Source organism: Halegenticoccus tardaugens (genome assembly GCF_004116405.1).
GTDB classification, from domain to species: domain Archaea; phylum Halobacteriota; class Halobacteria; order Halobacteriales; family Haloferacaceae; genus Halegenticoccus; species Halegenticoccus tardaugens.
In genome coordinates this window covers 117,978-130,550 of the sequence record NZ_SDIC01000008.1, presented here as the reverse complement: position 1 = coordinate 130,550, position 12,573 = coordinate 117,978, and the positions used below count along the sequence as shown (strand labels likewise).

At 59.0% G+C, this 12,573-nt stretch carries 14 protein-coding genes and 2 pseudogenes; 12 read left to right on the top strand and 4 right to left on the bottom strand.

What is annotated here, in order from left to right; all coding sequences use genetic code 11:
- Positions 1-76: 76 nt before the first annotated feature.
- Positions 77-514 (bottom strand): hypothetical protein, encoded by a 438-nt coding sequence (locus C3L37_RS19440; RefSeq protein ID WP_129116216.1) that lies wholly within the window; start codon positions 512-514, stop codon positions 77-79.
- Positions 515-1,541: 1,027 nt separating this feature from the next.
- On the opposite strand from C3L37_RS19440, the gene C3L37_RS25135 reads away from it, so the two are divergent.
- Positions 1,542-1,706: a hypothetical protein gene (locus C3L37_RS25135; protein ID WP_228546400.1), complete on the top strand. Its 165-nt coding sequence runs from the start codon at positions 1,542-1,544 to the stop codon at positions 1,704-1,706.
- A gap of 141 nt (positions 1,707-1,847) precedes the next feature.
- On the opposite strand, the gene C3L37_RS19430 is transcribed toward C3L37_RS25135, so the two are convergent.
- On the bottom strand, positions 1,848-2,378 hold the full coding sequence (locus C3L37_RS19430; RefSeq protein WP_129116215.1) for a hypothetical protein: 531 nt from the start codon (positions 2,376-2,378) through the stop codon (positions 1,848-1,850).
- A complete protein-coding gene (locus C3L37_RS19425; protein ID WP_129116214.1) occupies positions 2,375-2,677 on the bottom strand; it encodes a UPF0175 family protein in 303 nt (100 codons plus the stop codon). The genes C3L37_RS19430 and C3L37_RS19425 overlap by 4 nt, the downstream gene beginning before the upstream one ends.
- Before the next feature lie 124 nt (positions 2,678-2,801).
- Here C3L37_RS19425 and C3L37_RS19420 point away from each other — a divergent pair, with 124 nt between their 5' ends.
- The 8 genes and pseudogenes from C3L37_RS19420 to C3L37_RS26035 form a co-directional block, all read left to right on the top strand.
- Positions 2,802-3,140, top strand: coding sequence for a hypothetical protein (locus C3L37_RS19420; RefSeq protein ID WP_129116213.1), 339 nt, complete (start codon positions 2,802-2,804; stop codon positions 3,138-3,140).
- Between the two features lie 213 nt (positions 3,141-3,353).
- Positions 3,354-3,473 carry a DUF7558 family protein gene (locus C3L37_RS26040; RefSeq protein WP_449267288.1) on the top strand — a complete coding sequence of 40 codons (120 nt, stop codon included), beginning with the start codon at positions 3,354-3,356 and terminating at the stop codon, positions 3,471-3,473.
- 55 nt (positions 3,474-3,528) lie between these two features.
- Positions 3,529-4,128: a winged helix-turn-helix domain-containing protein gene (locus tag C3L37_RS19415; RefSeq protein WP_129116212.1), complete on the top strand. Its 600-nt coding sequence runs from the start codon at positions 3,529-3,531 to the stop codon at positions 4,126-4,128.
- Positions 4,125-4,625 (top strand): hypothetical protein, encoded by a 501-nt coding sequence (locus C3L37_RS19410; RefSeq protein ID WP_129116211.1) that lies wholly within the window; start codon positions 4,125-4,127, stop codon positions 4,623-4,625. Before C3L37_RS19415 ends, C3L37_RS19410 begins: the two co-directional genes overlap by 4 nt.
- A 124-nt stretch (positions 4,626-4,749) precedes the next feature.
- Positions 4,750-5,394, top strand: a complete 645-nt coding sequence (locus C3L37_RS19405; RefSeq protein WP_394345816.1) for a trimeric intracellular cation channel family protein — start codon at positions 4,750-4,752, stop codon at positions 5,392-5,394.
- 14 nt (positions 5,395-5,408) lie between these two features.
- Positions 5,409-5,585 (top strand): annotated as a pseudogene (locus C3L37_RS25130) (toxin-antitoxin system TumE family protein); the annotation flags it as partial.
- Positions 5,586-5,619: 34 nt separating this feature from the next.
- Positions 5,620-6,039 carry an HVO_A0114 family putative DNA-binding protein gene (locus C3L37_RS19395; RefSeq protein WP_129116208.1) on the top strand — a complete coding sequence of 140 codons (420 nt, stop codon included), beginning with the start codon at positions 5,620-5,622 and terminating at the stop codon, positions 6,037-6,039.
- Positions 6,040-6,101: 62 nt separating this feature from the next.
- Positions 6,102-6,257: pseudogene (locus C3L37_RS26035) on the top strand (DUF7389 domain-containing protein); the annotation flags it as partial.
- 322 nt (positions 6,258-6,579) lie between these two features.
- On the opposite strand, the gene C3L37_RS19390 reads toward C3L37_RS26035, so the two are convergent.
- Entirely contained in the window at positions 6,580-8,010 is a 1,431-nt protein-coding gene (locus tag C3L37_RS19390; protein WP_129116207.1) for an MFS transporter, read from the bottom strand.
- Positions 8,011-8,034: 24 nt separating this feature from the next.
- Between C3L37_RS19390 and C3L37_RS19385 the strand changes: the two genes are divergently transcribed.
- The 3 genes from C3L37_RS19385 (at position 8,035) to gdhB (ending at position 12,474) form a co-directional block, all read left to right on the top strand.
- Complete coding sequence (locus C3L37_RS19385; RefSeq protein WP_129116206.1) at positions 8,035-10,917, top strand: bacterio-opsin activator domain-containing protein; 2,883 nt, start codon at positions 8,035-8,037, stop codon at positions 10,915-10,917.
- 109 nt (positions 10,918-11,026) lie between these two features.
- On the top strand, positions 11,027-11,170 hold the full coding sequence (locus C3L37_RS19380) for a rubrerythrin-like domain-containing protein (RefSeq protein WP_129116205.1): 144 nt from the start codon (positions 11,027-11,029) through the stop codon (positions 11,168-11,170).
- 2 nt (positions 11,171-11,172) lie between these two features.
- Positions 11,173-12,474, top strand: a complete 1,302-nt coding sequence (gdhB, locus tag C3L37_RS19375; RefSeq protein ID WP_129116204.1) for a glutamate dehydrogenase GdhB — start codon at positions 11,173-11,175, stop codon at positions 12,472-12,474.
- Positions 12,475-12,573: the final 99 nt, after the last annotated feature.

Here is a 12,573-nt window from a genome sequence, read left to right as displayed (position 1 = left end):
TTCATCTGAGAGATTTCTCTGAATTCTGGCGTTTGTATCAACACGCGCCAGAATGTAGGGTATTTTTGCTGTGGCGCTAGCCACTGAGTGTCGGAAGCATCTCTTCGAAGAGCTGCTCAACGGCTTCCCAGAGCACCTCTGTCGGGGCTGACTTGGAAAAGTGAGCGCTTTTGTGGTCGCTTTTACCCATCTCGGGATGTTCAGATTGGAAATGGACCGGGCCGAGTTCAGGGTGGTCCTCATCGCGGTGCCAGCCACAATTGAACCCTGTATTCGGGTCAAAATAGTGGATCCGATAATAGGTGTCTCCGTCGGCGTATCGCCACTCGACATCCAGTGCTGGTGGTTCTGGCCCCGTCGATGGAGAGACACGGTTTGGAGCAATCGGCGCACGTAAAAACCGTTTGCTGATGCTATTCGGTTCGTAGTTGACAGACGTGACTTCTGGTTGGCGTTGAAGCACGTCCTTCAATCCGTCATAGGTGCTGCTGTCTGTGACCCCCGGAAGCCCCATCGAATTCACAAGATTGTAGGGCGAGGAAGCCCACGACTTCAGTCGTGGGAGGAATCGCCCGTCTTTGGTCGCAAACGCCGGAATCGGAAGTCTTAGGCCCCTTCCCGGCGTATCTATGATACTCTCGGTGGCCAAAACGGACACCGTGGAGGGGCCACCGTAGGCTGGCCCTGAACTCGGGGACTGTGACCGCGAACGTGACGCCACTGGCCTCTCCGTTCCCACTGTTGGGATTGAGCGTGAGAACACCGGGAATTAAAGCCGGGTGTGTCGGCTTCGGACGTAGACCACGGGACGGAAACCCATGCAGGAATCGCCTCCATGTGCCCGTCCTGCCGCCGTGAACCGCGCCCATGAGTGACCGAGTCGTGCGCCGAAACCGTCGGGGGAAAGCCCACGACTGTAGTCGTGGGTAGCTTACTCTTAACTTTAATCGAGGGCGCTACGCCCCCTTCCTCAGCGAGCAGCGAAGCCGCGAGCAGGGAGGGGAGACAGCGCCGCACGGGTCACGTTCACTGTCTGCGGCATCTGTACTCCCCGTGCGGTCGAAGCGGGGAGGAAGACGCTCTGCCACAGTGCGTCCGGCGTTCACACGTGGTTCGAACCGACTTCGCCGTGTCGTCATCACGAAAGGCGCGTCGCGCCTTTCGAACGACAACACCAAGCGTGCATCGGGTGGTGTGACCGAGTGTCGAATCGGGAGGAGTGGGTCACTCCGACCCGCCCAGCGAGGGAAGTCGCCTGCGGAGTCTGGAACCGCTGTGCCTTCGGGTGCACGTGCCGACACAGAACCAGGAAGCCCCGACCTCACGGACCGAGCGCCTTCGGTGAGGTCGGAGTAGTTCACAACCAATCCCCTGTCTTTGTTAGTCACGAGACTCTAAGCGTATCATGAGAGGCATGACCAGTTTTGAGGGCAGGACTACTCTGCCAGACGTCGCAGAGTGGGCAGAGAATGGACTTCGCACAGGCATCGCTGCAGTCTTTGTCGAGGAAGTACGCCGACGAAATCCAGGTGCGATTGTGAATGCGATCGTCGCTCTCGGGGCAAGGTGATCTCGAACCGGTACTCGTCTCCTATGGCAAGATCGACACGTTTCTCGATCTCGTCTTCAATATCGTCGGCGCAGTCCTCGTCCTCGCATTCGGCGATACCCTTCTCGGGGACCTCATTCGGCACGGTAATGAGTGATCGTAATACGAGGGCGGGGCGGACGCGAATCCAAGAAATCACCAGATACTCTCGAAGATAGCATCAAGGACGCAAGAACGCATTCGAACGACGTTACGCACGTGCGATCCAGTCTGGCCGAGGGTAGAGTTCTCAAGATAACTACTTGGGTGACGTGGCAGCGGCCTCATCGATGAGTGAATATGCTTTCTCACGGAGGCTTCCAGTCATGTGGAGACCGTGTGAGTCAATGCGGTCGACGAGTTCCCGAGCGTCCTCGGGGGGAAGTCCCTCGTCGACAGTGCGTACGATAACGCCGATGGTTCCGGTGACTGTCGCCCCCAGTCCCCGAGCAGTGGTACGGACACGTCGATCGTCAGAAACCACACCGATCGATCGATCATCGGTAGTGTAGGCCAAGACAGCGGCGATCAGATGGACATCGCCGTTCTCGGTTGCCTCTCCGAGAACAGTTTTGGCCTGGTGAGTTCGGTCGTGAATGGCTGGGTCACATGTGCGGAGTTCATACTCGTCAATGAAGCGGGTGAGATTCGTCTGTGCGGGTTCGGTCGTGACCTCGTCTTGGATGAGTGGGAGGATGACGAGGTCGCCGGTGAGGGTGGTGAGGAGATCGAGTTCACCAATGGTGCCAAGAGAGATGAGTGTCGTCGCGTCGATGAAGACCTGGGTCATAGCTCGCGAGCGGCAGCCGCGTCAGCGTCGAGATCATCGGGGGAGAGGTGCGTGGTGAGATTGTGTTCACGGGCGATTTCGAGCCACTCGGCGATGCTCACGCCAGCGAGGTGGGCAGCCTGATTGACAGAGATGTCTCCCGACTGATAGCGTTCGATGGCGACGCGTCGGCGGAGTGACGCGAGGCCTTCGGAGAGGGCTTTGCGAATAACCGTGCTCTTGTCTTCGTCAAGAATTTCGATGACAGCCTCAAGTTCAGCTTCGTCGTCGTCGGGGATTCGAGCGCTGATTGACGGCATGTCTACATCATAGTACATCGTATTACATAACGATTTCTCCAACGTTGTCTCACCGATCGAATGGACGTCCCAGTCCCACAATCACCAGTGTATCAGCGCCGACCGTCGAAGAGGCTACGAAGAGTTGACGGCAACCCAAGAGCGCGCGCAGTTCGTCGCCAAAGATATGGCGGACTACGCGCGGAAGGTGCCGGCGGACTTCATGGTCGATTCGAGTTCACTCCGCCGCGTGTTAGCCGCAAAGGAGGACAGCAGCGTGCACACAAAGACGGTCAGCCGTGTCATGGAATTCCTCGACCGATTCGACGAGGACGACGTCGAGATCGTCAAGCGACGTGGAACACGGCGCGTCGTCTTCTCGCCTCGGCTCGTCGAACGGCTCCGTCGGCTCGGTACACAGTCGCAGACCGCGGAGGTAGACAGGGCAAGAGAGAATCGCAGCGTTGTGATCGGGAGCACGTAGGAGGGGCGTGATAGACACCATGGCGAGAATCTTCACGTCTATTGGACCAACCACTCTCGGCCTCTGCTTGCCCTTGCTTGAGTGGTGACACTGGAAGAACCTTCCGTGGTTTCAGAGTAGTAGACGGGAAAGAAACGGATTGAGAGCGAAGGAGTCGATTCGTCGGATCACACACGGTGTGATGAGCGAGGAAAAGCGTGTAGAAGATCTCTCGTGATCGCTCATCTTGAAGGGACGTTGCGCCTCTGTGCGCAGTGTAGCCCCGGTGGACCCGCGACATACCGGACACGGGATCTCGATGAGCATCTCGTCGCTCGCTCCCAGTCCGGATAGGCTGACCACAACACTCTTTGCCGATTCGCTGTAAACTGTAAACATCTACTCGCCCATGTCACGCACGTCAACCCGAGCCAACGGCGATATCATCCGCGACTTCCTCTCAGTCGCGGACCTCCTCGAGGAGCCACAGCTCGCCCAACTGTACGCGTATGTCGCTCGAGAGGAGGGAGTGACCGTCCAAGAGGTGATGGACGCCCTCGATCTCGCGCAGGGAACGGCCTACACGTACGTGAACCGGCTGGTCGACGCCGGCGTCATCGAGACGGCCACCGACAAGCAACCCCGAACGTACGTTGCTCGCGAAATCGATCTGACCGTCACGGCCGCTGACGGCGCTCGCGAGTACACGATCACGCCCGCACTGATTGACGCCGTCGCCCGTCGCACGACCGACGACGATATCGACACCTACATCGGCCGCCATGGCATCGCCGGACTCGCAACGGCGCTTACCTATACCGTCGACCGGGAACGCGGCGAGATCACTCATCGCTTGATGGCCCGTGATCTCGATATCTCGCCGCTCGCCGCCGAGATCATCCTCCAGGCGCTCCGCCCCGTCGTCTACGAACACTTCGATATCGAGGAGTCGGGCGCGTCGGTCGCGGATATCGCGGGTGTCGACCGGGACGTCGTCGACGACGCGTGAGCGCCATCCATATCGCAGATACCGGCCTGTTCGTCGCGATGGGCCACCCCTCGAACCGTCGGTATCAGGCCGTCCGAACGTTTGCACGCCGGAACGACATGACGTTCGTCCTCCCGGAACGCGTCTACGACGAACTTACCGTCAACGCGTCCGACGCTGAGACACCGCCGATCGACACGGCAATTGACGAAGGGTGGGCCCAAGTCGCAGCCCCGCTGGAATACACGAACGCGCTCGTCTCCCGGACGATGGACGGCGTGCAGCGATACATCGCGAACGCTGATGACCGCCCGGCCGACGAGATCGAACGTGCGGATCCAGCGCTGGCAGGGGTCGCCGCTCAAGCGTTCGTCGAGGGGACCGCAGATCACGCCTACATATATACGACGGATACACTGGCTGGCGAAGGAGCCGAAACCGTCTTCGCCAGCGAGGACTACGACGATTCAGTCACGTACGTAAACGGCTTCCGGTTCGTCGAAGATCTTCTGGAGTAGGCCGTTCCTCGGCGAGTCCGCGCACCGTCACTGTGAAACACGACGCGTTAGCGAGGCGGGGAGAGAGGTCGGATGCGAAGCGCTCATCAGACCCGCTATCCTGGTTGAACCAGTGACGCAGGAGATGGTCGAAGTGCTGTACGTTGATCCATTCGCCGTGATGAACACGGTTGGCCTCATCGCATTCGCCCTAGTTGGCGCAACCAAGGCGATACGCGAAGAGTTCGATCTGTTCGGGGTCACCGTCGTCGGACTTGCCACGGCATTTGCTGGCGGGATGACCCGCGACCTCCTCGTCAATCGGATTCCACTCGCGCTCAGCTCACCCGTCGAGATCGGTCTCGGCCTGCTCGGCGTTGGGCTGGCGATTGGCGTGAGTGCTGCACTCGAGACGGCCGATACTCATCCACTGACACTGTTTTCGGATGCAGTCGGGCTCGCCGCATTCACCACGACAGGCGCGATCGTTGCAACGCAGGCCGACATCCCCGCTTTTGGCGTCGTCGCGATTGCGACGATCAACGCGGTCGGGGGCGGTGCAGTCGCGGATATCCTGCTGGATCGTTCTCCGTTTATCCTGCTCGACGACTTCTACGCCAGTTGTGCGGTGCTGGGTGGCAGCGCATACTGGGTTGTCGTAACTGTCGGTGGCTCGGACGGAACTGCTGCAGCAGTGTGTGCAGCCACCGTCGTTGGAACACGAGTTGCTGCGCTCATCTACGGGTGGGTGCTCCCGACAGCACAACGACTGGGATTAACGCGCGAGTGAGCCGTTCAAGAGCACTAACGCTCATCCGGTACGACAACGCCCACGAAGACACCAAAGGCCACGAACTCCACACCGCTGCCGGTGACGCAGACGTCGAGTTCCCTGGGATGGAAGAACTCATTGTCGAGTTCTGGGCCAGTGCTGATGAATACTGGGACACCATTGGCAGCAACCCACCCCGTCCCTATTGACAGCAGATACAACACACATCCAACACACCCGAATATGACCACGCTTCACATCACCGTCGGTGACCGAGCACAGCTCCGAGAGGATACGCTCCAGTTCATTCAATCTGCCGAGGCTAATGAACTGGATACAAACGATGAGCGTGCAGTACTCCAGTTCGGGACCTATGACGATCTCGTCGACAGCCTCACTCCACTGCGCCTCGATCTCATCCAAGCAATTGCCAAAGAGTGCCCCTCAGGTATGCGTGAAGCTGCACGACTCGTCGACTGCGACGTCTCCGATGTCCATGCAGAACTGAAACAGCTGGAGGTATTGGGTATCCTCGAACTCAAGGAAGGTGGCCCCGGGGGAGCGATCCAGCCAGTTGTCCCCTTCGATAAAATTGAGATGCACATCGACTACCCTTTTCTCGACGATGTCGACGTAGACAGTACTCCCGCTAGCGCAGACTAGCCGCTTGTTTTTCACCCTTTGAAAGGGCGCGAGGGCTATCAGAAGGCTCTCGTGGAAAGCGCATGACTGATTCAAAGCAACAACCAAATCGAGTAGTTGAATCATCATCCAGTGAGGAAAGCACGAATCGAACCGAGTACGTCGAGCGGAGTGACGTCGGCGTCTCACTCACTGTGAAACTGACTCGCAGCACTGGGACTCGCGATCAGGACGAGCTCACATGATTGCAGGGCGAGGAAGCCCACGACTGTAGTCGTGGGTAGTTCACTGAACGCTGGCCTGAGACGACCTACGAGTGCGGGTCGTGCGAAGCGCTGTTCGACACGGCACGAGAGCACGCCCTCCACTGCTGGGACGCCCATCCGTGAGTGCCGAATCCAGAGCAGGTACGCCGGCACCGGCAGGCCGATGGTTAATCTCATGAATTGGAAGGTGTTGAATGCCTCAGTGGCGACTGGAAAGAATTTCTCAAGCATCCAAACAGCGAGAATGTGACTTCAACGAGTGGTTCGCGGCCGTGATGAACGACCCAGGTGAGACTCAGCAACGACCGGGACACGTCGTCGTAGCTGTGATTGTGCTATCGGATGTCGACGCCGTAGGATAGTGGGGATTTTGCTGCAAGCGCGCTGGCTCAGGTGCTCGCCACGCGACTGCAATCCCACAGAGAGCGAGAATTCCAGCGAGAAGGAACGCCGTATCGAATCCGGCCAGATCGACAACAACGCCGCCTGCAATTGGAGCAAGGAACGCGCCTGCCAACCCAATACTCGTCTGGAACGCGACCGCTGTCGCAGCGACCCGCGAATCAACCACCTCCCGGACGTACGTAAAGGACAGGCCGAGCGTCAGCTGGACCGCAAATCCAGTGAGGAGTAGGAGCGCGACGAGCAGTGGCAGCGACCGAAACCGAGTAAAGACGAGCACGAGCGGAGCCGCAACTGCGAAGGATCCGAGAACGATGGGTTGGCGGCGTCCACCGAAGACTCGGTCAGACAGAAGTCCACTACTGATCCGGGAGACGACACCGATCGCTGGAAACACCGCCACTATGAGGCCACTCACTGCGAGTGACAGTCCATGTTTGGCGGTGAGATACGACGCGCCCCAGCTATTCACGAACAGGTACAACGAATAGCCGAGAAAACCGAGCAGCCCGACCGACCAGATACTTCGGTTCCGGAGGACCGCGCCGAACTCCTGAACCGAGGGAGCGTCTCCCCGGCTCGTTCCGAGTCCTCGACTGGCCGGCCAGAACAGGACGAGACCGACCATTGTGAGCCCTGTGAACGCGATAAAGATCGCGGGCCATCCGAACCGATGAGCAATCAGTGGCCCGGTCCCCTGACCGAGCGCGAATCCGATCGGGCCACTCGCGGTGAAGATGCCGACAGCGGTCGCCCGATTCTCGCTGGTTGCTGCCCGACTCACGATGTCGATGCCAGCGTTCCAGACGACGACATAGGCGATCCCACCAAGCGCTCGTGATGCAATCACTGATCGATAGTCCCCTCGCCGCCCAGCGATCCAACCCCACGTCCCGGCGACAACGAGGGTAAGCACTGCGATGGCACTCGCAGGCCTGGAATCCGCCCGGTCGAGCACCGCTCCAGCTGGGAGGCTTGCGATCACCGCGGTGCCGAACATAATCCCGACCAAGAACCCTACGGTCGTCGGCCCAATATTCAGTGCGTCACGAATGAGCGGCGTAACACTCGCCGGAACGATCTCATAGGCAGCGAGCCCTGTCGAGATGAGACTCGCCCCAACGACGAGTTTCCACGTCGACTGACGCGGTTGTTTCGGGTCGTTGCTAGTAGCGTCTTCGGGATGCGTGGTGGTAGATCGGGTATTAAACAACAAACGTCTTTGGCACAGGGCGGTTAGATAGTTAACTAGTATGGACGTATATCCCGATCCGGGCCAGCACCGGAACTGGAGACGATCTCGAATCGGCACCGAGAGGAACATTCGCTATCCCTCTGTGTTCGAATAATGGCCGCTTCCCCACCCATTCTAAATTTGTCGACTGTGTTGCTCGTCGGGACGGACGACTGGCTCACGCAATTTGCCACGACGCTCGAGAGACGGACTGATGCCAACGTACAACACGTTCGAACCAAGACGGAGGCAATCGACACCATCCGGACGCGCCCCACGGACTGTCTCATTAGCGAGTACGCGCTCAGAGAGACGACCGGACTCGAACTCCTACGAGAAATCCGCGAGGAAACGACTGCGCTCCCAGTCCTTCTCGGGACTACTGCCGGGAGCGAAGCCATCGCTAGCGAGGCCATCGAAGCCGGTGTCACCGATTACATCGCGCTCTCGGACCCGCCAGCACAGATGACCGACGAACTCATCGAACGAACCGAACGGGCGATTCGGGCCGCACAGCGGTCGGCCACGCAACGGGACCGAGCCAGACAGTTCGACGCGATCTTTAACGATTCGCGAACTGCGACGTGGGTGCTTGACCCGGATGGCGCACTTGCCCGTGTGAATGAGACAGCACGGGAGATGGTCGATGAAGACATCGACACAATCGTCGGCGATCCCTTCTGGACGCTTCCATGGTGGTCACAGGCCGATGCAACGAACACGGACGTCCACCAACTTGTGGAGAAAGTACTCGACGGGTCGTTCGGCAACGCGGTCGTCCCACAGCAGCCAGACGTCGATGATCCGCGCGTCATCGACCTCTCTGCCCGCCCCGTCGAGAACGAACGCGGTGAACTCGTCTCCGTCGTCGTCGAAGGCGTCGACATCACCGAGCGCGTCGACCTCGAACGGAATCTCCGGCAATCGGAGGAACTCCATCGCGTCACGCTCAACAACATGACCGATACTGTCCTCATCACGGACGAAGCCGGCGAGTACACCTACGTCTGTCCTAACGTCCACTTTATCTTCGGTTATACAGCTGAGGAAATCCGGGACCTCGGAACGATCAATGACCTCCTCGGTGAGGATCTCTTCGACCGGGAGGAACTCTCGAAAAACGGAGTCCTCAAGAACATCGAGACAACTGCGACCGATAAAGCCGGACGCGAGCATACGCTCCTCGTCAACGTTCGCGAAGTCTCGATCCAGGATGGCACCCTTCTCTTCAGTTGTCGCGATATCACGAAACGCAAGCAGCGCGAGGAGGCACTCGCGACGCTCCACGAGACGACCCGTGATTTCCTCTACGCCGAAACCCACCAAGAAATCGCCCAACACGTCGTCGACGATACACCCGGCGTCCTCAATCTCGATGCGAGTGCGGTCTATTTCTTCGATGCCGACGCCAACGACCTCCGATCCGCAGCCCACTCGGCGACACTGACCGAGCTGAACGGCCCACTCCCGACCGTGCACGCTGACGGGGCAACGCTCCCGAGCTACAGCTTCGTCGAAGACGAGGCGCTGTTCTTCGACGACGTCCACGACGCAGACCGACTCGAAAATCGGGCAACTGATCTCCGAAGCACGGCCTACATCCCACTCGGTAACCACGGCGTGTTCATTGCAGGCTCGGACCAGGTTGGCGCGTTCGACGAGGTAACACGAGAATTGGCCGATCTGCTCGCGGCCACTGCCGAGGCAGCCCTCGACCGCGTTACACGGGAATCACGACTCCGGGAACAGGACCGAACGCTCCAGACGCAAAACGAGCAGCTGACCGCCCTGAATCGCATCAACGAGACGATCCGAGAAATCGATCAAGCCCTCGTACAGGCGGAGACACGCGAGGAAATCGATCACACAGTCTGTGAACTGCTGACCGCCGACGATCGGTTCCGGTTTGCCTGGATCGGGACAATCGATCAGACGACCGACTCCCTCGAGCCTCGGGCTTGGGCCGGCACCGAACAGGGGTACTTAGATAGTCAGTCGTTCGCCATTCAGGCGTCAGCAGAACCAGCCGGTCAAACCGCAGCCACTGGCGATGTGACGATGGTGACGAACGTCGCCGCTGGTCTCCGTGACGAAGCGTGGCGGAAAGACGCCATCTCTCGGGACTACCTTTCCGTATTGAGCATTCCGCTCGTGTACAACGACCTCACGCACGGCGTATTGACGGTGTACGCACCGACCCAAGATGCGTTCGACGAGACGGCGAAGGCTGTCCTGGGGGAACTCGGCGAAACCATCGCATCCGCCCTCAGTGCGATCGAACGGAAGAATGCCCTGCTCACGACGTCGATGACACGCGTCGAGTTCACCATTGACGACCCGAAGTTTGTCCTCACACGGCTCGCACAGGACACGGAGTGCACCCTCTCATATCAGGGTGGTGTCCAGCAATCCACAGAAGGCAGCTACGTGTTCGTGACCGTCGAAGACCGGGCGGTACATGACGTGGCGGACACCGCCTCGCAGCTGGTCGGTATCGACGAAGTGCAACAGATCAGCGCGGACGGTGAAGGGGGCGTTCTGCGGCTCCGGCTCACACAACCGTTCCTCGCCCTCGAGTTGGCTGATCACGGTGCCGTCTTCCGCGAAGCGACTGCTAATCCGACCACGACGACGCTCGTCATCGATATCCCGGATAGCATCGACGTCCGAACAATCACACAACTCGTCCGGGAGACGTTCTCCACTGTCGAACTCCACTCAAAGCAGACGCTCGATCAGACGATGGAGCACAACCTTTACTCGAAGTTCCTCGAGAAGGTGACGGAGCGACAACTCGAAGTAATCCAAACAGCATACTATAGTGGTTTCTTCGAGTCGCCGCGCGAGAGTACGGGTGAGGAGGTTGCGAAGACCCTTGGAATCTCCCCTCCTGCATTCTACAAACACGCTCGCACCGTCCAGCGGAAACTCTTTGCAACGCTCTTCGAGGAGAACAACCTCTCCGTCTCGGACCTGCCGGATGGGTTAAATAACTAACCACCACCCACGAAGAGAGTTTGATAATAAACTTCTGGGTATTCCCTAATACACTTATTACACTTACCCAGAGTGCCCTGAATTCCCTGTCGGCACTCGTGAGCTCACTATGAGAGATGTCGAACCCAACCCGGACAAGGAAACTCCGTACGAGTGCTTCCAGTGCGGCAACATCATCATCGCAGAGAACAACCCCATCCAGTGTCCCGACTGTAGTGGCCCAATGCGAAATCGACAGATGCCACTCGAGTAACCATGGCATCCCAACCTATAACCACCCACGACGGGTCAGATATTGCGGCGACGGAATCGACCGAATCGGAATCGGCGCTCGAAACGGCTCGCCGGCAGCTGTACCATGCTGCCAATCATCTGGATATTGACCCAAACATCGTTGAGCGGCTCAAGCATCCAAAGAAGGTCCACGAAGTAACGATCCCAACCAAACGGGACGACGGCACGGTCGAGGTGTTCACGGGCTATCGAGCGCAACACGACAGCGTCAGGGGTCCGTTCAAAGGAGGACTTCGATACCACCCCGACGTGACGAAAGACGAGTGTGTCGGCCTCGGTATGTGGATGACCTGGAAGTGTGCCGTCATGGATCTCCCATTCGGGGGTGCCAAGGGCGGTGTTGCCGTCAACCCCAAGGAGCTGAGTTCAACGGAAAAAGAGCGACTCACCCGCCGGTTCGCACAGGAGATACGCGACGTTATCGGCCCGAACCAGGATATTCCTGCCCCCGACATGGGAACGGACCCGCAGACGATGGCATGGCTGATGGACGCGTACTCGATGCAGGAAGGCGAGACGACACCGGGCGTCGTCACCGGCAAACCGCCGGTCGTCGGCGGTAGTGAAGGACGTGAAGAGGCTCCGGGACGAAGCGTTGCAATCATAACGCAGCTGGTTTGCGAGTACTACGACTGCCCGCTCGAAGAGACGACGGTTGCTGTCCAGGGCTATGGAAGTGTCGGAGCGAACGCGGCCCGTCTCCTCGACGACTGGGGCGCGACCATCGTCGCCATCAGCGACGTGAATGGAGCAATGTACGAGCCAGACGGGATTGATACGGCGTCTGTTCCGTCACATGACGAGGAACCCGAGGCGGTCACGAAGTACGCTGACAACGTCATTTCGAACGACGAGTTGCTCACGCTTGATGTCGACGTCCTCATTCCGGCCGCCCTGGGGAACGTAATCACCAAAGAGAACGCAGAAGCGATTGCTGCAGATCTCGTTGTCGAAGGTGCGAACGGCCCGACGACATCCACGGCTGATTCGATTCTCGCCAAACGAGATGTTGCAGTGATTCCCGATATTCTCGCCAACGCAGGCGGTGTCACGGTGAGTTATTTCGAGTGGCTCCAAGACATCAATCGGCGAGCGTGGTCGCTCGAACGGGTCAACGACGAACTCGAATCGGAGATGGAGGCTGCCTGGGATGCGGTTCGATCGGAGTTCGAGCAACGCGACGTTACGTGGCGTGATGCAGCCTACATCGTGGCGCTGTCCCGCATCGCTGAGGCGCACGAAGCACGTGGGTTGTGGCCGTAGTAGATGCCTCACCCCTCCGCTCTGCAGGCGTGGCAGCCATCGACGCCGCTTGAGCGAGGACTGTATCGCGTGTTTCGGCTGTCATCGGTCGGATGTGCA

What these genes read in the sequence shown, in the direction of transcription:
- C3L37_RS19440 (WP_129116216.1), bottom strand. Translation starts at nt 514, where the DNA reads ATGGGGCTTCCGGGGGTCACAGACAGCAGCACCTATGACGGATTGAAG.
- C3L37_RS25135 (WP_228546400.1), top strand. Translation starts at nt 1,542, where the DNA reads ATGCGATCGTCGCTCTCGGGGCAAGGTGATCTCGAACCGGTACTCGTC.
- C3L37_RS19430 (WP_129116215.1), bottom strand. Translation starts at nt 2,378, where the DNA reads ATGACCCAGGTCTTCATCGACGCGACGACACTCATCTCTCTTGGCACC.
- C3L37_RS19425 (WP_129116214.1), bottom strand. Translation starts at nt 2,677, where the DNA reads ATGCCGTCAATCAGCGCTCGAATCCCCGACGACGACGAAGCTGAACTT.
- C3L37_RS19415 (WP_129116212.1), top strand. Translation starts at nt 3,529, where the DNA reads ATGTCACGCACGTCAACCCGAGCCAACGGCGATATCATCCGCGACTTC.
- C3L37_RS19405 (WP_394345816.1), top strand. Translation starts at nt 4,750, where the DNA reads ATGGTCGAAGTGCTGTACGTTGATCCATTCGCCGTGATGAACACGGTT.
- C3L37_RS19395 (WP_129116208.1), top strand. Translation starts at nt 5,620, where the DNA reads ATGACCACGCTTCACATCACCGTCGGTGACCGAGCACAGCTCCGAGAG.
- C3L37_RS19390 (WP_129116207.1), bottom strand. Translation starts at nt 8,010, where the DNA reads ATGTTCCTCTCGGTGCCGATTCGAGATCGTCTCCAGTTCCGGTGCTGG.
- C3L37_RS19385 (WP_129116206.1), top strand. Translation starts at nt 8,035, where the DNA reads ATGGCCGCTTCCCCACCCATTCTAAATTTGTCGACTGTGTTGCTCGTC.
- C3L37_RS19380 (WP_129116205.1), top strand. Translation starts at nt 11,027, where the DNA reads ATGAGAGATGTCGAACCCAACCCGGACAAGGAAACTCCGTACGAGTGC.
- gdhB (WP_129116204.1), top strand. Translation starts at nt 11,173, where the DNA reads ATGGCATCCCAACCTATAACCACCCACGACGGGTCAGATATTGCGGCG.